Source organism: Maribacter sedimenticola (genome assembly GCF_900188415.1).
Taxonomy (GTDB): Bacteria; Bacteroidota; Bacteroidia; order Flavobacteriales; family Flavobacteriaceae; genus Maribacter; species Maribacter sedimenticola.
Genome location: NZ_FZNV01000003.1, coordinates 575,701 through 595,988 on the forward strand (window position 1 = coordinate 575,701; position 20,288 = coordinate 595,988).

Sequence of the window (20,288 nt, forward strand, 5' to 3'; positions counted from 1 at the left end):
CAATATATAAACTTAGATACTCTAGTATCAGAAATCAAAGAAAAATGGCAGGTATAGATTAGCCTATCTATAAAAGGTAAACTATCAAACGGTTGACTTTAAAAGTTTGGAGGCAAGTCATTAATGACATAAAACTGAAAACAAATAAGCTAAGCTCAGCTTATGGTATCTCAATGGAATAAAAGCTTTTATAAAATTCAATAATAATCAAGATTTAAGACTAGACCAATTGAAAAAAATTGTGTACTCTTGTGCTGAATTCCTTTGTTTATCTACTGCTCTATATGAGCCCCCAATCCACAGCTTTTCTGACCATTCCTACAGAATTCTTCACCTCCATTTTAACAAAAAGATTTCTTTTGTGCGTTGCTACTGTATTGGTGCTTACAAATAACGCATCTGCAATCTCTTGAGTGGTATATTCTTGTGCTATAAGTTTTATGACCTCAATTTCCCGCTTGGTAATCTTAGGGATTGTTCCTTCTTTGACCTTAGGGTTTTCTACAAGGCTTTCAATCATCTTTTCTGTCAAATGAGAGCTTATGACCTTTTTGCCTTCATGGGCATCCTTGATACCCTGTATTAAATATTTTTTTGAAGTATTCTTCAGCAAATACCCTATAGCACCAACCTTGAATAGCGAAGTTATAATACTGCCTTCATCGTTTGTAGTAAGCATGATGATTTTTACGTTTGGAAAGGATTTTTTAACATGCATGGTAGTTTCCAATCCATCCATAATGGGCATTTGAAGATCCAACAATAATACGTCCACTGTTTCCGTTTTAAGGAATTCCAATACTTCAAGGCCGTTACAGGCAGTGCCAATTACGTTTAAGGACCTGTCTTTGGTCAAAATTGCCTTTAAACCGTCTAACAATATCTGATGATCATCCGCTATCAGTACCTTTATCTTTTCCATATCAGTTCCATGTATTAACTAGGTTTTGTGTTTATTGTCCAGTGGAATGTTTATGGTTACCAAAGTTCCTACACCGGGACGACTATTAAGATCAAAAGTTCCCCCAATGAAATCGGTTCTAAATGCAATACTTTTTAACCCCATTCCTTTCCCTGTCTCTATAGCCTCTGGTTCAAAACCTTTTCCATCATCTTCTATCGTAAGGTCGAACCATTCTTCGCTGTATGTGATCTGTACCAGAACTTCCTTCGCTTGGGCATATTTGACGATGTTATTCAAGCCTTCTTGAACAATTCTGAATAACATAATATTGGTATTGTTATCAAATATTTTTTCAGTTCCGTGAACATGAAATTGGGCATCGAAATCATGTACCGCATCCATTTTTAGTACTAGGTCATCTAGAGCTTTCCTAAGTCCTAATTTTTTTAAGGACTGAGGCATCATTTCATGGGCAATCTTTCTTACTTCGGTACAGGCCTCATCAATCATCTGGCTAGCGGTTCCGTAGATTTTTTTAGAATTATTGTCATCAAAATTAATCTGTAAACTGCCTATATTCACTTTCAAACTAGAAAGTAAGTTTCCTAAACCGTCATGCAAATCTCTAGCAATTCTTGTGCGCTCCTTTTCCTGTCCTTCTAGCATCGAACGCATCGATATAATTTGTTGCTCCCTATTGGCTTCATTAAGTTCAAGTTGCCCTGCCTTTACCCGGTTTTGGTAATAAAGTAGAGCTATTAAAGAAACCAGAAGCAATCCTCCTAGGGAAAATAGTAATGTAGTCATACGATCTTGACTTTTTTGATTTATCACCTCTTCTTCTAAGAGCTGAATTTTTAATTGATCTTTTTCAAACTTAACCTTCATATCGGCCATCGCCTCCAAACTACTTTCACTGAGTTTGTATTCTTCTTGTATTTTTTTCTGTTGCTCCAGCAATTGATAAGCGGTTTTATAATCTTTGTTCAATACGTAGAGCTGTCGTTTAACGTCCATTATGCTGTTTTGAAAACCGATTCTTTCAGCAACTCCATTGAACTGCTCTGCAATTTCAATAAGGTGCCTTGCACTTTTAAACCCGTGGCCTTGAATTAATTCTGATATCGAGGTGGTATCTATGTTTTGTTCTGCTGCTGCATAAATCATGGAGGCTATGCTGAGCATAGATTCAACTACCCCTATATTATTAGCTTCGTTTCTGTGGTCGTACCCTTGGAGGTAATTTTTAGTGGCCAAATCCAAATCCCCGTTTATTCTATGGCATTCCCCCATGCCTTGATAGAGTCGGGCAATATCAATATGTGATATCGGTTGCTCTTTTAATCTAAATTTCAAAGCCTTTTCATACTTATTGAGTGCTCCTTTAGTATTTCCGCTAGTATATTCTGCAATAGCCCAGTTGTTGAGCACACCAGCTTGACGTTCAGCATCGGGTATTTTTAAGAAGTAATCAAAGGCCTGTTGATAGGAGAGCAGGGCTTCATTTAGTGAGCCGTACTCCGTAAGGAATACGGCCTTGGTGTCAGACACATTCCCCAAGCCATAGTAATCTTCTATCACTGAGAACTTGGCCGCAGCACTATCTAAATATGCAGTTTTCTTATCCATCTGATCAAAACCAAGGCACCAGGCCAATCTATGAAATGATTTACCGATTAGCCTTGGATTTTTAGTGATTTTCGAAAGCTTCAAGGCCTTATTGGCGTACAACTCAGACTCTTCTCCGGCATATAGGAGGTAAGCAATCCTCAGATATGCCTCACATTTTACTGAATCCTCAGGCATTGATTTTACCACGATTCGTAAACTATCTAATTCTTTTGATTGCCCGTTCATCAAATTGAAACCAATTATAAATAAAATAATGAATAGCCGTTTTGCCAGCATGCTAATAACTTTTACAGTAATAAATCAATCCACCATAGATTTTGATAGCCTTTTGTGTTTTGAGTGGAATTTAAATTTGATATGGTCAAAGTTATCGAATTCTAGGCCCCATACAACATCTAAAACAATGATTATCAGTATCACACAATTGTGTGATGTCTCCTTAAAGAGAAGTATGATTTTTTAAAATCACAGAATAGGGTGTAAAAAAAACGAAGGTCCAAATCTAACTTTGACCAGTGCCAAAAAATACAATAGGAAAAGCTTCATTAATTCAAATTCAAATGGTTAACAAGATAACATATTCAGCAATTAACAGGCAGGTAGACTTCGAATCCAATGCCAATACACTTTTGGATATATCAATCAAGAATGGAATTCCTCACTTACATGAATGCGGAGGGAATGGCATCTGTACTACCTGTAGGGTTAGGGTAATGGACGGGATAAATAATTTAAGTCCTAAAACAGAATTCGAAAATGCAAGTTGCCAAGTCAGAAAGTGGGATCCATCTATTCGTTTGGCATGTCAGGCACGTCCTAAAGGAAATGTTACGCTACAACGTTTAATATGGTCTAGTGGGGAAATTAACAATCTACAAAAAGAATTAGTCCCTAGAGGACGTGCAGAAGAAAAACCAATTGCCATTCTTTTCTGTGACCTTAGAAATTTTACGAACCTTTCTTCCCATAATCTCAACTTTGATATTGCGTATATGCTCAACAAATTTTATACGGCATTAGGAGAGCCAATTTTGATGAACAATGGTGTTATTTATCAATATGTAGGGGATGAGATAGTGGGTGTATTTGGTACCACGGGAGGCACCGCCCAAAAAAATTGCGAAGATGCGATTCGGGCGGCACTAGGTATGCAGTATTCACTTGAATCACTTAACAGATCTGATCTTAAAGATATCGACATTAAACTAAAATCGGGAATAGGCATCAACTTTGGCTCCGCTTTTTTAGGTCATCTAGGACATCCTACACATAAACAGTTTTCTGTCATTGGTGACCCTGTTAATGTGGCGAGTAGAATCCAGAACGAAACCAAGGCAACGGATACCGATATTCTAATATCAGATACGGTTTTGAAAAATGTTGATAAAGATTCGATAGTCATTGGACGCAAATTCTGCAACAAAGTAGCAGGTAAGGAAGATGCTTTGAATTTATTTGAACTAAAAGGGTTCAAAGCCATGGATCTTCAATTAGAATTGCAAGCTTCAATGAATTTAATGCTTGAGGACGAGGTGGGGTTCGCAAAAATCTTCTATGATAAGGTGTTCAAGTTAGCTCCTTTTGTGCGGGCCCTATTTCGTAAAAACATGACAGACCAAGGGAGGTTGCTTACACATATGCTCGGAGGCATCGTTTATTCGCTTTCTAGACCAGAACATTTAATGAAAGGATTGGCTAAACTCGGTCAGAGCCATGTCAATTATGGCGTAAAGGCGGAATACTACCCTATTGTCAAACAAGCAATGCTTGAAACTATTAATGAAGTTTTGGGAGATAATAAAACTAATCGAACAATTGAAGCTTGGAATGAAGCGCTGAATTTTGTGATAGATACTATGAAAACACATGCACATTCATAATCAACGCATTCATAAGGGTAAGGGTTAAAAAATAAATAAAAGCTAAAAGCATACCAATTAATATAAATTTAAAAGAACAGTTATGTCAACAAAAGTTAAAGTAAAGGAGTTGGAAGATTCGATTTTGGAAGCCTTTAAAACGCAGATCAGAGGGGAAGTTATATTCCCAAATGATGATACATACGACGAGACGCGAAAAATTTACAATGCCATGATCGATAAGCGACCGGGAATGTTCGTAATGTGTACGAATGCCGCGGATGTTATCTACGCGGTAAATTTTGGAAGGGAGAACAACCTTTTAATTGCCGTCAGGGGAGGCGGTCATAATGGTGGTGGCCTAGGTCTTTGTGATGATGGAATGGTCATAGATTTATCTGGCATAAAATTCGTACATGTAGATGTAGAGAATAGCACAGTTAGAGTAGGCGGAGGAAATTTATGGGGAGAAGTAGATCATGCAACCCATCCGTTTGGACTTGCTGTTCCAGCTGGTATCATTTCCACCACTGGAGTTGGAGGTCTCACCTTGGGCGGTGGTGTAGGATATCTTTCGAGAATGTACGGCCTTACTATTGACAATTTACTTGAAGCAGACATGATATTGGCAGATGGTTCATTTGTGACCGTAAACGCTAAACAGAATACAGATTTGTTTTGGGCTATTCGCGGAGGGGGTGGTAATTTTGGTATAGTTACTTCCTTTAAATTTCAAGCTCATCCTGTAAAAAATATTATTGGAGGGCCTTCGTTATGGCCTATTGAAAAAATAGATGAAGTGATGGAATGGTATCATAAATTCTTAAACGATGCCCCGGATGAGCTGAACGGATTTATTGCAACAATGGTCATTCCAGGGGCTCCTTTTCCGGAGGAGCTACACAACAAAATGTTCTGTGGTATTGTTTGGTCATATCTTGGTGAACCTGAGAAACTGGAAGAAGTTTTTAAACCCGTCCTTGACATGAATCCGGTCTTTTACCATGTCGGCGAAATGCCGTACCCTTCCATTCAGACCTTGTTCGACGGGATGCTTCCCCCTGGCTTACAATGGTATTGGAGAGCCGACTATTTCAATGACCTAGGTCCGGAAGTTAGAGCCAAGCATTTGGAATTTGGATCCAAAATTCCCACGCCTCTTTCACAAATGCACTTATACCCTATCAGTGGAGCGGCTAGCAGGGTCGGAAAGGAAGAAACTCCTTGGGCCAATAGGGATGCTAAATATGCTGGTGTAATCGTAGGGGTCGACCCTGACCCAAAAAATGCGAATAAGATTACAAATTGGTGCAAGGAGTATTGGGAAGCACTACATCCCTATTCGACAGGGGGAGCTTATTTGAACTTCATTATGGACGAGGGTCAAGAGCGAATAAAAGCGAGTTATAAACAAAATTATGAGCGCTTGGTCCAAATAAAAAAGAAGTATGATCCTAAAAATCTGTTTAGAGTTAATCAAAATATTAAACCAAAAGATTAGGAATATAAATTTATGATTTATTGGAAATTATTAATAGAGGAAAATGATACTATTCTGGAACCGACCTAATAACCAGTTTTATATCCTGCTGGGCTAGCTGAAAGGTTAGAAATTATTGGTTCTACCTAAATTTCGGGATGATATTACCCATCTAATAAACAGAGGCCTTCATGAAAACGGAGGCTTTTTCTTATTTACTTGCACGATTTGTACACTTTTTAAAATCACTACCTTTCCTTAAAATTTAACCTAAGTAAGCTCCAAATCCATCCAATAAGCTTAAATTATAAATTGCATTTTACGAGCAACTAGTTTTTTAAAAATACAGAATCACAGGACTATCTTAAATTTATTTATGTAAAAGTCACGTAAAACGAACGTTTTATAAAACTAATTTTCACACTCATTTGACTTAAATTCAATCTATTTATATCAAATTTTAACTGAAAAAGAAAAAATTTTCAAAAGTGTGCACAAAATGTGCATTGCGGAAAAACGAAAAAGCCCCCACATTTGTGAAGGCTTTTGTTAACTATGTGGAGAATACCGGATTCGAACCGGTGACCTCTTGCCTGCCAGGCAAGCGCTCTAGCCAACTGAGCTAATCCCCCAATTTTTAGAACGGGTCAAAGGAAATACTTTTTGGCAAAGTATCAAAAAACTATCTAATCTTTCTTTACGCTAAGGACCAATACCGGTACCGGAGCATAAAACTCGGCCTTGGAAATCGTACTTTTCTCCCATAACTTTTTAAAGAATCCCCTTTTTCTTCTAAAAACGCATAACAAATCTGGATGTTGAGCTTGGAAATGTTCCAACACACCTAAATAAGTGGTTTGGTTCTGAGTAAACGTCATTTGAGAACTAATGTCCATTAATGCGGTATTGACCTTGAGGTCATCATCAGAATAACCGGGGGTTTTTACCAATAATAGATTTACCTCAGAACTATGTTTTTTCTTGATGTCGATCAAAGGATCAAGAATACGTTTTCTTTTTAGTATGCCAGATTTAAATGCCACAAGAATGGTCTTGAATTTTTTATAGGTTGTTCCCTTTGGCACGATAAGGGTAGGTATATTGGTTCTTTTAATAATAGCTCCTGAGGTCTGGCCCAAATAAAATTCTTCCTGTACGTCATTACTTCTTGGGGCCAAGATAATAAGGTCTATTCCCAATTCTTTGTCCAATTCCCTTAACCCGTCCGCCAATTCGCCATTGAAATTAACGATCTTGATTTCATTACCGTCAACTTTCACTTGCCCCACAATATCCTTAAGTCGCTCCCTGCTATTTTCCGCAATTTTTTGGGTTATGTTGGTTAAGGTGCCTGTCTTTCCAGTAACGTTAAAAACCTCCATTACATAAATCTGGGCGTTAAAATCAGCTGCAAAATCTACTGCATATTGCAATGTTTCGTGGGCGTCCGTAGAGGTTCCAATTGGTACAAGAATGTTCATCATATTAAGAATTGTTGTTTATTACCCTAAATTTACGATTTATATAAATCGGTTTTATGATTGAGCTGGCAAAGATATCGGAATTAAATGAAATTTTACATTTAACGGATGCCTGTAGAATTGCAATGGAAAACAAAGGCATTTATCAATGGACCACTGATTACCCCTCACGAAAAGCTTTTTTGAACGATCTAGACCGTAATGAACTTTTTACTCTAAAAAACCAACAAACCATTATAGGATGCATTGTAATATCAACCTACATGGATACCGAATATTCACCCGTGTCATGGTTGACCCCTAATGGATTAAATTACTACATCCATAGATTAGCGGTACATCCTAACTTTCAAGGTAAGGGTTTTGCCCAGCGCCTTATGGATTTTGGAGAGGATTTTGCCAAAAAAAACAAGGCCCTTTCCATTAGGTTGGATACCTTTAGCCAAAATAAACGTAACCAGAAATTTTACGAACAGCGTGGCTATAAAAGGTTAGAAGATATCTTTTTTCCCCAACAAAGCCCATACCCTTTTCATTGCTATGAACTCGTCTTATAAAATCCCTTTTTTTGAAAACTTCAGTTAATTTCAAAGCAATCAATAAATTGGCCATACCCGCTACCATTGCAGGTATAGCAGAACCCCTTTTGTCTATTACGGATACCGCAATTGTAGGCAATATTCCCGTAGATGGACTTGAATCCTTGGCAGCGGCAGGAATTGTGGGATCCTTTCTTTCTGCACTTATCTGGATTTTGGGACAGACCCGTAGCGCCATATCGGCCATAATTTCTCAATATTTGGGAGCTGGAAAATTAGCGGAAGTCAAAACCTTACCGGCACAGGCCATTTTCTTGAACATTGGTTTAAGTGTCCTCATATTGTTATCCACCGTTTTTGTTATCAGGGATATTTTTGAACTATTAAATGCATCGGGCAAAATATTGGAATACTGTATTAGCTATTACGCCATACGTGTATGGGGTTTTCCGTTGACTCTTTTTGTATTTGCCGTTATGGGAATCTTTAGGGGTCTTCAAAATACATATTGGCCCATGGTAATTGCCATTACAGGTGCCGTGTTGAACGTAATTTTTGATTTTGCCTTTGTGTACGGCATAGAGGGTTTCATTGATCCTATGTTTCTGGAAGGTGCCGCTTGGGCTAGTTTATTGGCACAGGCCGTTATGGCCATTTTGGCATTTTACCTACTATGGACAAAGACAGATATCAGCCTAAAATTAAGGTTGCCCATACATCCTGAACTGGGGAGGTTGGTGGTCATGAGCCTAAATTTATTTGTACGTGCAATTGCCTTGAACACGGCCATTGTTCTTGCAGCACGTGAGGCTACGGCACTTGGAGGTCAGTTTATAGGTGCGCACACCATTGCCATAAACCTATGGCTGTTTTCGGCATTCTTTATAGATGGTTATGGTGCTGCAGGAAATATTATGGGCGGTAGGCTTCTAGGGGAACGAAACTATGATGGACTTTGGACCTTGGCAAAAAAAATCATTAAGTACGGACTTTGGGTCAGTGTATTGATTATGGGGCTTGCCAGTATATTTTATAGGCCCTTGGGAAGTTTGTTTACAAATGAAACTTTAGTGCTCACTACGTTCTATAGTATATTTTATATCATTATTTTAGGATTGCCCATTAATACCGTTGCCTTTGTATTGGATGGTGTTTTTAAAGGATTGGGTGAAATGAAATATTTACGAAATACCCTATTGGTGGCAACCTTTTTAGGTTTTGTACCTATGCTTTTCTTAGGAAAGTATCTTAATTGGGGACTTACCGGAATATGGCTTGCATTCACCGTGTGGATGCTGATAAGGGGCGGCGCCTTGGTATGGAAGTTTAGAAACAAGTTTAAACCTTTATTGCAAAATCCGTAATTTTATCACAAAGAAAATGCTATGGTCACTACACGAAAGAATGGAAGCTTATATACGCGAATAAACGGTAAGGTCGCCGAAGTGGAATTTGGCCATCCGGCTAGTAATTCATTTGTATCCGAGTTGTTGGAACGACTTACGAATACTATCGACGAACTATCTGAAAATGATGGTATTTCCGTAATTCTTTTAAAGTCCGAAGGTGAGAAAGCGTTCTGTGCAGGTGCTTCTTTTGATGAATTATTGGAAGTGACCACCCTAGAGGAAGGTAAGGCTTTTTTTAGCGGTTTCGCCCATGTTATAAACGCCATGCGCAAGTGCAAAAAAATTATTGTAGGCCGTGTTCACGGTAAGACCGTAGGGGGCGGTGTAGGTCTGGCCGCAGCGTGCGATTATGTTTTTGCCAATGTAGATTCATCCATAAAACTATCGGAATTAAGTATTGGTATTGCGCCCTTGGTAATTGCCCCAGCAGTAGAACGAAAAATAGGCAAAGCAGCCTTGGCAGAATTGTCCTTGGCTCCTACAGATTGGAAAAATGCATATTGGGCCCAAGAAAAAGGATTGTTTTCCAAAGTTTATGAAACGGCACAGGAAATGGATAAGGAACTAGAATTTTATATCCACAAATTAGCCAGCTATCATCCTGATGCATTAACGGAGTGGAAGACCGTGTTATGGGAAGGAACGGACCATTGGGACGTTCTATTGAAGGAGAGAGCTGCTATAACCGGTAAATTGGCACTTTCGGAATTTACCAGAAACGCATTATCAAAATTTAAAAAATAAACAATAAGCGCCACGCGCATTCGTTCTTTCCCTAAAATAGTTCTTATGGAAATTTTTCAATTATTAAACGGAAACCTAGTTTTTCCAATTTTGGCACTTCTAGTAGTGGTTATCTATTTTGTGAATAAAATACGTGCCAATAGAAAATTTAAAAGATAAAGACACGCAACGTTTATAAGAAATTGCATCTTTTATAAAAATTTGACAATGGTTTATAAATTCTTAAGTTTTGCTTTTTTCATTTTCATTGCATCATGCTCCAATACCGATGATACTGTAAAAGAGGATTGTAGTGAAAATACAGTTTGTACCCAAAATTTTGTTACGATAGGGGTTACCGTAAAAGATGCGTCTGGCGTAAATGTACCGCTTGATCGTTTTAAGGTTGTGGATACAAAGACAGATGAAGATATTACCCTGGTGCAAAACCAAGAAGAATTTGAGGATTATGCCAAAGACGGGTATTACCCTATTTTCAATGATGCCTACAGACTTGATTACCAAAACCAGACCACTACCATTGCCTTTATAGGGTATAACGCTGATAAAGAAATTGTAAACGAAGAATTTACAGTAGGCGCGGACTGCTGCCATGTACTTCTAATTTCGGGCAATACGGATATTATCATTGACTGATCCCAAACTATAATTGCTTTTAAAGATTCCCTACCTTTGCCATTTAATTGTAGGCTATGAGCAACATACGTATTACCAAACAGTTTAATTTTGAAACAGGTCATGCGCTTTTTGGTTATGATGGTAAATGCAGAAATGTACATGGCCATAGTTATAAACTATCCGTAACCGTTATAGGTACGCCCATTACGGATACTTCGCACGTTAAATTAGGAATGGTCATTGATTTTGGCGACCTGAAAAAAATCGTAAAGGAGGAAATTGTGGATAAATTTGACCATGCTACCGTTTTCAATAAGAATACACCCCATGTAGAGTTGGCCAAGGAATTAACGGATCGCGGGCACAACGTTATCTTGGCAGACTATCAACCTACCAGTGAGAATATGGTCATTGATTTTGCCGCAAAAATTAAATCAAGACTTCCAGAAAACATCACATTGTTCTCATTGAAATTACAGGAAACCGATTCTTCATTCGCAGAATGGTTTGCCAGTGATAATTAATTTTATCAAAATTTAATCCAAAACACTGTTTTCATCTTTCAATAATGTGTTATTTTAAGGGTAATCCCTTAATTTACAATGACATGGTCAAACATCATATTTACTGGTGGAATCTTGAAAATTTGTTCGACATTGAAAATTCACCCCGTAGAAGCCAATTTTTAAACGATCATTTAGGGTCTGAGCTCCATGGGTGGAATACCAATATCCTAAACAAAAAAATTACTAATCTCACCTCTATTATTTCGCAGTTTAACGATAACCAAGGCCCTGATATTTTGGGTGTCTGCGAGGTAGAGAACGAATTTGTAATTGAATTGTTGATCACCGCAATGAACGTTGCCCTTAACAGGCAATACGCTTTTGTTATTTCGGAAAGTGAGGACAAGCGTGGAATAGATACGGCCCTGATCTATGATACCGAAAAATACGGTCCTGAACAACTTACTTTCAGCCTACGCATTATTAAAAGAAATAGTACCAGGGATTTATTTCAGGTGCATATAAATACCGCTAACGGAAATAAGTTAATCTGTATTTTGAACCATTGGCCATCACGGTCCGGTGGTGAACTTACCAGTGAGCCCTTTAGGATCATGGTTGCAGAAAATTTATCCTATTGGATAGAGCGCATCTATGAGGAACAAGGAGATGATGCCGCAATTCTCTTAATGGGAGACTTTAACGATAATCCTTTTAACAAATCTATTACCAATTACTTAATGGCAATTAACAATAAGGCCTTGGTCAAAAGTAACCGTGTGCGACTTAAATACTTTTATAACGTAATGCATAGGTTTATGGATGACCAAATAGGCACTTTTGTTTTTGGTAATGAATATAACCTTTTGGACCAATTTATGGTTTCAAAAAGTATCCTTTCCGAAAAACCGACGTTACCATTTAAATTAAGTTCCTCAGCTATAGTAGATTTTCCGGAACTTACATCCGGCTCTTACAATAAACCCGTTAAGTTTGGCAGACCCAATGCCTCAAAATTTAATCTAAATGGATATAGCGATCACTTGCCCATAAAAATCGTTCTCAGTGAAAAAGCTTTAACCTGGTAGCAAGACAGCTTTGGTCAACTTGGTAGCATATAAAAACAAATACCTGATTTATACGCAAAACAGTTTTTATATATTTACATCCGCATGACGAACATTGAACTTCCAAAAGGGAAAAAAGTATATTTTGCGAGTGACAACCACCTTGGTGCCCCTACTATGGAGCAGAGCAAGGTTAGGGAGTTGAAATTTGTTCATTGGCTGGAGACCATTAAAGCTGATGCCCGAGTAATTTTCCTAATGGGAGATTTATTCGATTTTTGGTTTGAGTACAATACCGTTATCCCTAAAGGCTTTACGAGAACCCTGGGCAAATTGGCAGAATTATCCGATGCCGGCATAGCCATTCATTATTTTGTTGGCAACCATGATTTATGGATGAACGGGTATTTTGAGGAGGAACTAAATATACCGGTCTATCATTCACCCCAACAATATCTAATCAATAATACTTCATTTTTTATAGGGCATGGAGATGGTCTGGGACCACACGATAAAGGCTATAAAAGAATGAAAAAACTTTTTACCAACCCCTTGGCCAAATGGTTCTTTAAATGGCTACATCCTGATATTGGTGTGCGATTGGCCCAATATTTTTCCGTAAAGAATAAATTGATTTCCGGTGATGATGATGCCACGTATTTGGGCGATGATAAAGAATGGCTGGTACAATACGCCCACAGAAAACTGGAGAACCAACATTTTGATCATTTTATATTTGGTCACAGGCACCTTCCTTTAGAGATACCTTTAAATGAAAATGCTACATACACCAACCTTGGTGATTGGGTCAATTTTTATACGTATGCCGAGTTTGACGGTATACACCTGTCTTTAAAAAAGTTTGCGGAATAAGTATATTGCCCACAGAAAATTTGCCCATACAACATGTAATACTTTTCTTACAACGTATTCTTACATGTTCACAACAATAGTTTTATAAAAAAACATCTATTCCATAAATTTACAGTGTTGTTATTTAAGTATTTATGTTCCAAATCTAATTATTACCTACAAATTCCCCCGTTTAAGATTCCAAATCTTAAAAATTACCTACAGTAAAGAAAAGTCCCTAAAATAGGGGCTTTTCTTTGTTCAATAATTTGACTAATACTACAGAAAAAAGGAGGCACAGAATTGTTAACCTGCAGGTATGCCTATAAATATTTACCCCAAACTAGCGATATGAAAACTATATAAAATACAACAGTTATTTACATATGTATTCTTACAAAAAGTAACCTACTGTCCATTTCAAAAGCACTAAACAATGTGTAATCCTTTTCTTACAACATAATTTAAGGTGTTCACAACAATAGTTTTATAAAATTGGCACAACCCTATATCTTTACTTTGTTGTTAGTTTAATGGTTGATTCCCAAATCTTCAATTACCTACAAGTTCCCCCGCTTAAGTACCCAAATCTTGAGCACTACCTACAATAAAAAAAGCCCTGTAAAAAAGGGCTTTTTTTATAACTAACAATTCAGTTTTTATTTTTCATGCTCATCTATATCTTTTTGAAGGTCCAGTTTACGAAAACCTGGAGATACAATTGCCGTAAGACCAACGGTCAAAAGTGTCATGGTTCCTCCAAATACAACTGCGGTAACCGTACCCATTAATTTAGCTGTAACACCACTTTCAAACGCACCTAGTTCATTGGACGAACCCACAAACATTGAATTTACAGATGCTACACGACCACGCATATTGTCAGGTGTTTTTAATTGTAAGATCGTTTGCCTAATAATCATGGAAACCCCATCTACCGCTCCACTAATAAACAAGGCAATAACGGATAACCAAAAATAGGTAGACAAGCCAAAAACGATCATACAGACCCCAAAACCAAATACGGCCAATAGCAATTTTTTACCCGCATTTTTGTGTAAAGGAAAACGTGTGGAACCAAGCATAGTAATGGCCGCCCCTACGGCAGGTGCCGCCCTCAATACCCCAAAACCTTCAGAACCTACATGCAATATATCTTGGGCGAAAATTGGTAACAAGGCTACCGCGCCACCAAATAAAACCGCGATCATATCCAAGGTCAAAGCTCCCAATACCGCCCTGGTCTTAAAAACAAAGCTCAACCCTTCCTTTAAACTTTCAAAGACGGGCTCACCAATTTTAGGATTTAAAATTGGTTTCCTGGATATATTGAACAATGCGGTCAATGCCAAAAGTGAAAACCCGAATATGACACACATAGACCAATGTACACCTATTAAACTTATTGAAAAACCTGCCAAGGCCGGGCCTAATACCGCAGCCATTTGCCATGTTGTACTACTCCATGTAGCAGCATTGGGATATATCTTCTTGGGAACAATTAAGGCAATCAATGAAAATATTGTGGGACCTAAAAAAGCACGTACCAAACCACCAAAAAAAACTAAAGTATAAATGCCATATAAAATGGTCTTGGTTTCATAGGTTTCCAAGACGGAAGGCAGACTTAATATAAATAACCCAAAACTAATTACGGAGAAACCAAATATACATTTCATCAGTAGATTTCGCTTTTCTTTTTGATCTACTATATGACCTGCAAAAAGTGCCATACCCACCGCAGGTATTACCTCCATTAAACCTATAATCCCCAAGGACAAGGGGTCTTTGGTAATGGTATAGACCTGCCATTCTATAACAATGAATTGCATAGACCATGCAAAAACCATTGCAAAACGAACCAGAAGAAAAATATTGAATTCCCTAAACCTTAAGGCAGCATACGGGTCATTTACATTCATAGGGTAAGCGCTAATTAAACATCAAAGATATTTAATAAATAATGTGCAGTTTAAGGAAGTTGAAACTTATTTAATGCAATTTTGCTTTCTAAAAAAACAAATGAAATTAGCTTATTCCTATATCGTTGAAGTAGGCATCTAGTTGTATTTTGAATAATGTGCCGTCTATTAAATCCTTTATTTTTAATGCTTCGGTATAACTTACGGCAAACGACACTTGATGTGCCGGCGAGTTCAGCAATAACGACCTGCATTCGCCTTTAATTTGGCAGTCATTACACAAATTACCGTTACCGCTCTGCAACGTATCATGTATACATTTTGAAAAATAGTGTATTTCCTTTTTGGTAAGCAATAAACCCGTATCCCTAAAGATTATTTGGACCTTATTGGTTTTGCTGGGTTTTTCCGGTTTCCATTTAAAAGCAATACCGTATTCATTTTGGTAAATGGGCGTTATATCGTTCATCATTTTCTACATATTTCATATAAATATATTAAATTTATTTAGACTCAATATAAATAGTGTGATTTATTTCCCATAATCGACCTACTTAATAAACTATAAACGGCAATTTATTGATGAATTTTTGAAATTAATAACAGCAAATAACCCATAGCTAATAGTAAAACTATGCGTATTCTTAAAATTATAATGCGCCAGACTTATTTAATATCCCTTATTTTTAATTGTAGACTTACCGTACCTTGCCACTCATTTTCATCAATGGAGAAAACAACATCAAAAGGTTTTCTACCCGTTACCAGCGATAATTTATCTCCTAAATTAAAACCAATACCGTCAATTTTATAACTGTCCTGCTGTACTACCGCTACCTTTAAATGTGCACCATTGGCCCCGACCCCTTTTGCATAACCTGTGTCCGCCACATTTTCCGCCATAAATACAGGTGACATATTCCCTGGACCGAAAGGAGCAAATTGCTTTAATATGCGCATTAATTTTGGTGTTATCTGCTTAAGGGTAATTTTGGAATCAATAGTTATTTCCGGGGTAAGTAAATGCGGCTCTATAGTTTCCTTGACCACCTTCTCAAACTGATGTTTAAAATTATGGTACTGCTCTTCCAATAAAGTGAGACCCGCTGCGTATTTATGTCCTCCAAATTGTTCTATATAATCTGCACACCCCTCCAATGCGTTGTACACATCAAACCCTTTTACAGATCTTGCGGAAGCCGCCAATTTGTCCCCGCTTTTTGTAAATACCAATGTAGGCCTGTAATAGGTTTCTATTAAACGTGAGGCAACAATGCCAATTACGCCCTTATGCCACGAATCATGATATACCACAGATGTAAAACCTTCTATTTCTCCGTTTTCCTTGATCTGGACCAATGCTTCTTCAGTTATGGATTTATCCAGACCTTTTCTATCCGCATTGAATTTCTCTATTTCCGCAGCAAATCTTAAGGCCTGTCCCATATCGGTTTCTGTCAACAGATTTACGGCATGTTGCCCATGTTTCATTCTACCGGCAGCATTTATTCTAGGAGCAATAATGAACACAACATCTGTAATAGTAAGTTCCTTTTTATTGATTTGGTCAATTATAGCTTTAAAACCAATTCTAGGTTGCTGATTGATAACCTGTAGGCCATAAAAAGCCAATATTCGATTCTCCCCGGTTATCGGTACAATGTCCGCTCCAATTGCAGTTGCCACTAAATCAAGGTAATAGATTACATCATCTATAGTTTCACCTCTACGGGAGCCCAATGCCTGAATGAGCTTAAAACCAACACCACAACCACATAATTCATCATACGGATATGAACAATCTTCTCTTTTAGGGTCTAAGACAGCTACAGCACTTGGTAATATTGTACCAGGTCTATGGTGGTCACAAATAATAAAATCAATTCCTTTTTTTTGAGCATAGGCAACTTTATCTATCGCCTTTACCCCACAATCTAATGCAATGATCAGTGAAAAACCGTTGTCCTCGGCAAAGTCGATACCTTTAAAGGAAACCCCATACCCTTCATCATAGCGATCGGGAATATAGGTTGCCACATTTGGGTAATAACTTAACAGATAGGATGACATTAAAGCCACGGCCGTGGTACCATCAACATCATAATCTCCATACACTAAAATATTCTCACCATTGGCAATGGCTTCTTCAATTCTATGAACGGCAATATCCATATCCTTCATTAAAAAAGGATCATGAAGATCACTTAACTGTGGTCGAAAAAAATGCTTTGCCTCATCATAGGTAGATATACCTCTTTGCAACAACAATTGCGCCACCAAATCATCGACCTTTAACGCATCGGCTAAAGCATTGATATCTTCTTGTTTTGGTTTCGGTTTAATTGTCCAGCGCATGGTTTTAGTAATCAGTTTTCAGTAACAGTTGGCAGTTCTTTAAAAATCAAGTTCAAATACAAGTTTCAAGTTCAAAAAACATCAACTCAATTCTGCTTTTTGTTTTTAATAATTGTTGCTATAATTCTAATTAATTGTTCCAATTCATCTAGGAGTTCACCCCTTCTTACAGCATTACCATAATTAACTTTGGATAGTATCTTAAGATTGACTCTCGACTCCTTCAACTCTTTTAAAGAGATGGAAGCCTTATTGATATAATCCCTATCTGTATTTGTTCCTTATGCTTCGCCAAAATTTAGAGCTGAGCTACCGGCAGAACTTAATAATTGATTTCCGTAATATTGACCCGTTAAATCTGAAGGTAAGTCTTTACAGAAAATAACAACAGTGGCAGCAAATTCGACTAATCTATCTTCTAAATCAAATTTTTTATCCATCAATTAATCTTTAAGCTTGAGCTTGAAACTTGTATTTGAACTTTATTTCTAATGAAATACAGTCTTAATCTCCAGTTCAGCAAATTGTCTGAACATTTCCATTACTCCGCAATACTTCTCAATAGATAAATCTACCGCTCTTTGAAGTTTTTTCTCATTTAAATTACTTCCATGAAAATGATATTCTATCACGACCTTATCATAAAACTTTGGATGCTCATCTGTTAAATTCGCAATGGTTTCAATATGAAACTCATCTACCTCTAACTTCATCTTTTTAAACATAGCCGCAACATCCAGTCCTGAACAACCGGCCAATGAAGAAAGCATGAGTGCTTTTGGTCTTAACCCACTACTGTCACCACCATCTTCTTTGGCGATATCAATTTTTAAAGCATGTCCGGACGGATTATTACTTTCAAAGGCCATATTGCCTAACCATTTCGTGGTAATATGATTTGTTGTGCTCATAATTTTTTGTTTCTTGTAGAATACAAAAATACGATAATCTAAGCGGTTATTCTGAGCACCAAAACATGGGTTGCCCCATCAATTTAGAGATATCACTAACAAACAATTTCTTAAAATTCAACTATGGCATTAGTAACACCACTTGACCCAAATCATGATCCCGAGACCAAAGAACTGGCTGCATTTTTCAACGAAACACTTGGATTTTGCCCTAATTCAGTCTTGACCATGCAGCACCGACCCGCAATATCCAAAGCTTTCATTAATCTTAACAAAGCCGTTATGGCCAATGAAGGCAGGGTTACTTCGTCCTTAAAAAGAATGATTGCGTGGGTGAGTAGCAACACTACGGGTTGTAGATATTGCCAAGCTCATGCTATACGCGCTGCAGAACGCTATGGTGCAGAACAGGAACAACTAGATAATATTTGGGAATACAGAACACACCCTGCGTTTTCCGATGCAGAGCGTGCCGCTTTAGATTTCTCCTTACAGGCCTCACAAGTACCCAACGGTGTTGATGCCGAAATAAAAGAACGTTTATACCAACACTGGAACGAAGGTGAAATTGTTGAAATGCTAGGAGTAATCTCCCTCTTTGGATATCTTAACCGCTGGAACGATTCTATGGGGACATCTATTGAAACAGGAGCTGTTGAAAGTGCCGACCAATACCTAGGTAAACATGGCTGGGAAAAAGGAAAACATGATGGGTCGGTTTATTAGTTGATGGTTGATGGTTGATGGTTGATGGTTGATGGTTGATGGAAATTAAAAAATTCGTCATTGCATGGCACGACGCAATCTGTTTAATTGTGAATAAAAACCCTTAGCTTTCACTAAGGTTAGTTTGAGTGGTTAGTGCTTACAATAGAACAAAAAGAAAAAAATGTATCTAGAACCTTTTGGAATATGTAAGGTTCTCGAAATTTTTTATAGAAAAGCAGTTATGTCAACTTTTCTGTAAAATACCAGCAACCAATTTCTGCAATTCTCCAACAACATCATCTTCGAACCAAGGATTTTTACTTCGCCAAAAACGATTTACTGGTGATGGATGTGGCAAAAGGAAATACTTTGGCAAAAACTCTTCGTAGTGCAACACATTCTCCGTCAAGTTCTTTTTAGCTTCTTGACCCAAATATTGATCTTGCGAATACTTGCCAATAAGTAGAATGAGTTTTACATTCTTGAACTCTTCCCACACTTTTGTGTGCCACAACGGGGCGCATTCTTTCCTTGGAGGTAGATCACCTGTTTTTCCTTTTCCAGGATAACAAAATCCCATTGGTAATATTCCGAAATTACCTGGATTATAGAACTCATCGTCCGTAACACCTAGCCATTCCCGTAACTTTCTACCACTAGGGTCATCCCAAGCTTTATTTTCGACATGGGCTTTTCTACCTGGTGCCTGACTTACCAATATAATCTTAGAATTTATAGATCCTGCAACAATTGGTCGTGGTTCTAAAGGCAAATGGGCCTTACACACTTGACATCCTCTTATTTCAGTTAATAAATCTTGCATATCGTTCTCTTGTAAATCGTATCAAAACCCCAAGAACCTGACTTTTAATTGCTGAAGTCCTACGGATTTAAAACCTTGATGCTAATTGGGTCACAATTACGCTTGACTTCTAAAACGGCATTAAAGGCTCACCATTAAAATGCAATCCTTTAAATCCTGTTTTCATGAAATTTCTAATATTTTGATGCCCTTCACCATTAGGTTCCTTTAAAACTTCATCGAAATAATAAGAGCCGAAACAGGCTAAAGTTTCGTCTTTGGACAACCCCGCTTTCTTGGCAAAAGCAAAAACCTTGCACGAACCGGAATTTTGGCCGGCCTCGTTATCTAATTCCCCATTGGTAAATGATGTTGGAGTAAATTGATAATTGGCATCAATTACATCCATGGTTTCCGAAAATGATATCTCCTTAGGCCGTATTGCCAATTTTAACTTGTACTCTTCTATTGTCATTAATTCTATATTTAATCTAATTAT

Annotated in this window: 20 protein-coding genes, 1 tRNA gene and 1 pseudogene; 10 read left to right on the forward strand and 12 right to left on the reverse strand. The window is 37.6% G+C overall.

Annotated features, from left to right (window positions below; translation table 11 throughout):
• Nucleotides 1-280: 280 nt before the first annotated feature.
• A complete protein-coding gene (locus tag CHB68_RS11815) occupies nucleotides 281-922 on the reverse strand; it encodes a response regulator (RefSeq protein WP_089261077.1) in 642 nt (213 codons plus the stop codon).
• A gap of 18 nt (nucleotides 923-940) precedes the next feature.
• Nucleotides 941-2,560, reverse strand: coding sequence for a sensor histidine kinase (locus CHB68_RS11820; RefSeq protein ID WP_179213194.1), 1,620 nt, complete (start codon nucleotides 2,558-2,560; stop codon nucleotides 941-943).
• A 491-nt stretch (nucleotides 2,561-3,051) separates the two neighbouring features.
• Here CHB68_RS11820 and CHB68_RS11825 point away from each other — a divergent pair, with 491 nt between their 5' ends.
• Both CHB68_RS11825 and CHB68_RS11830 read left to right on the forward strand, forming a co-directional pair.
• Entirely contained in the window at nucleotides 3,052-4,416 is a 1,365-nt protein-coding gene (locus tag CHB68_RS11825) for an adenylate/guanylate cyclase domain-containing protein (RefSeq protein WP_089261079.1), read from the forward strand.
• Nucleotides 4,417-4,498: 82 nt separating this feature from the next.
• Nucleotides 4,499-5,896 (forward strand): FAD-binding oxidoreductase, encoded by a 1,398-nt coding sequence (locus tag CHB68_RS11830; RefSeq protein WP_089261080.1) that lies wholly within the window; start codon nucleotides 4,499-4,501, stop codon nucleotides 5,894-5,896.
• Nucleotides 5,897-6,433: 537 nt separating this feature from the next.
• On the opposite strand, the gene CHB68_RS11835 is transcribed toward CHB68_RS11830, so the two are convergent.
• Nucleotides 6,434-6,507 (reverse strand) — tRNA-Ala (locus CHB68_RS11835).
• Between the two features lie 54 nt (nucleotides 6,508-6,561).
• Complete coding sequence (locus CHB68_RS11840) at nucleotides 6,562-7,359, reverse strand: universal stress protein (protein WP_089261081.1); 798 nt, start codon at nucleotides 7,357-7,359, stop codon at nucleotides 6,562-6,564.
• A gap of 53 nt (nucleotides 7,360-7,412) precedes the next feature.
• Here CHB68_RS11840 and CHB68_RS11845 point away from each other — a divergent pair, with 53 nt between their 5' ends.
• The 7 genes from CHB68_RS11845 (at nucleotide 7,413) to CHB68_RS11875 (ending at nucleotide 13,112) form a co-directional block, all read left to right on the forward strand.
• Entirely contained in the window at nucleotides 7,413-7,913 is a 501-nt protein-coding gene (locus CHB68_RS11845) for a GNAT family N-acetyltransferase (protein WP_089261082.1), read from the forward strand.
• An 11-nt stretch (nucleotides 7,914-7,924) separates the two neighbouring features.
• On the forward strand, nucleotides 7,925-9,259 hold the full coding sequence (locus tag CHB68_RS11850) for an MATE family efflux transporter (protein WP_089261083.1): 1,335 nt from the start codon (nucleotides 7,925-7,927) through the stop codon (nucleotides 9,257-9,259).
• Between the two features lie 21 nt (nucleotides 9,260-9,280).
• A complete protein-coding gene (locus tag CHB68_RS11855; protein WP_089261084.1) occupies nucleotides 9,281-10,048 on the forward strand; it encodes an enoyl-CoA hydratase/isomerase family protein in 768 nt (255 codons plus the stop codon).
• 207 nt (nucleotides 10,049-10,255) lie between these two features.
• Nucleotides 10,256-10,684, forward strand: coding sequence for a hypothetical protein (locus CHB68_RS11860; RefSeq protein ID WP_089261085.1), 429 nt, complete (start codon nucleotides 10,256-10,258; stop codon nucleotides 10,682-10,684).
• Between the two features lie 56 nt (nucleotides 10,685-10,740).
• Nucleotides 10,741-11,190, forward strand: coding sequence for a 6-pyruvoyl trahydropterin synthase family protein (locus CHB68_RS11865; protein WP_089261086.1), 450 nt, complete (start codon nucleotides 10,741-10,743; stop codon nucleotides 11,188-11,190).
• Nucleotides 11,191-11,273: 83 nt separating this feature from the next.
• Nucleotides 11,274-12,260 (forward strand): endonuclease/exonuclease/phosphatase family protein, encoded by a 987-nt coding sequence (locus CHB68_RS11870; protein ID WP_143815201.1) that lies wholly within the window; start codon nucleotides 11,274-11,276, stop codon nucleotides 12,258-12,260.
• Between the two features lie 84 nt (nucleotides 12,261-12,344).
• Nucleotides 12,345-13,112 carry a UDP-2,3-diacylglucosamine diphosphatase gene (locus CHB68_RS11875; RefSeq protein WP_089261088.1) on the forward strand — a complete coding sequence of 256 codons (768 nt, stop codon included), beginning with the start codon at nucleotides 12,345-12,347 and terminating at the stop codon, nucleotides 13,110-13,112.
• Between the two features lie 638 nt (nucleotides 13,113-13,750).
• On the opposite strand, the gene CHB68_RS11880 is transcribed toward CHB68_RS11875, so the two are convergent.
• The 6 genes and pseudogenes from CHB68_RS11880 to CHB68_RS11900 all read right to left on the reverse strand — a co-directional run bounded on the left by CHB68_RS11880 (nucleotide 13,751) and on the right by CHB68_RS11900 (nucleotide 18,279).
• Nucleotides 13,751-15,013 carry an MFS transporter gene (locus CHB68_RS11880; protein WP_089261089.1) on the reverse strand — a complete coding sequence of 421 codons (1,263 nt, stop codon included), beginning with the start codon at nucleotides 15,011-15,013 and terminating at the stop codon, nucleotides 13,751-13,753.
• A 106-nt stretch (nucleotides 15,014-15,119) separates the two neighbouring features.
• Nucleotides 15,120-15,485, reverse strand: coding sequence for a hypothetical protein (locus CHB68_RS11885; RefSeq protein WP_245838922.1), 366 nt, complete (start codon nucleotides 15,483-15,485; stop codon nucleotides 15,120-15,122).
• A 194-nt stretch (nucleotides 15,486-15,679) separates the two neighbouring features.
• Nucleotides 15,680-17,368, reverse strand: coding sequence for a single-stranded-DNA-specific exonuclease RecJ (recJ, locus tag CHB68_RS11890; RefSeq protein WP_089261091.1), 1,689 nt, complete (start codon nucleotides 17,366-17,368; stop codon nucleotides 15,680-15,682).
• Nucleotides 17,369-17,454: 86 nt separating this feature from the next.
• Nucleotides 17,455-17,634, reverse strand: a pseudogene (locus tag CHB68_RS18740) (four helix bundle protein); the annotation flags it as partial.
• Between the two features lie 15 nt (nucleotides 17,635-17,649).
• Entirely contained in the window at nucleotides 17,650-17,808 is a 159-nt protein-coding gene (locus tag CHB68_RS18745) for a hypothetical protein (RefSeq protein ID WP_245838924.1), read from the reverse strand.
• Nucleotides 17,809-17,856: 48 nt separating this feature from the next.
• The gene (locus CHB68_RS11900; protein ID WP_089261092.1) at nucleotides 17,857-18,279 is read right to left on the reverse strand and encodes an OsmC family protein; all 423 of its coding nucleotides are present in this window, start codon (nucleotides 18,277-18,279) and stop codon (nucleotides 17,857-17,859) included.
• 123 nt (nucleotides 18,280-18,402) lie between these two features.
• Between CHB68_RS11900 and CHB68_RS11905 the strand changes: the two genes are divergently transcribed.
• The gene (locus CHB68_RS11905) at nucleotides 18,403-19,005 is read left to right on the forward strand and encodes a carboxymuconolactone decarboxylase family protein (protein ID WP_089261093.1); all 603 of its coding nucleotides are present in this window, start codon (nucleotides 18,403-18,405) and stop codon (nucleotides 19,003-19,005) included.
• A gap of 226 nt (nucleotides 19,006-19,231) precedes the next feature.
• On the opposite strand, the gene CHB68_RS11910 is transcribed toward CHB68_RS11905, so the two are convergent.
• The gene (locus CHB68_RS11910) at nucleotides 19,232-19,810 is read right to left on the reverse strand and encodes a uracil-DNA glycosylase family protein (RefSeq protein ID WP_089261094.1); all 579 of its coding nucleotides are present in this window, start codon (nucleotides 19,808-19,810) and stop codon (nucleotides 19,232-19,234) included.
• A gap of 109 nt (nucleotides 19,811-19,919) precedes the next feature.
• Nucleotides 19,920-20,264 (reverse strand): HopJ type III effector protein, encoded by a 345-nt coding sequence (locus tag CHB68_RS11915; protein WP_089261095.1) that lies wholly within the window; start codon nucleotides 20,262-20,264, stop codon nucleotides 19,920-19,922.
• Between the last annotated feature and the right edge of the window lie 24 nt (nucleotides 20,265-20,288).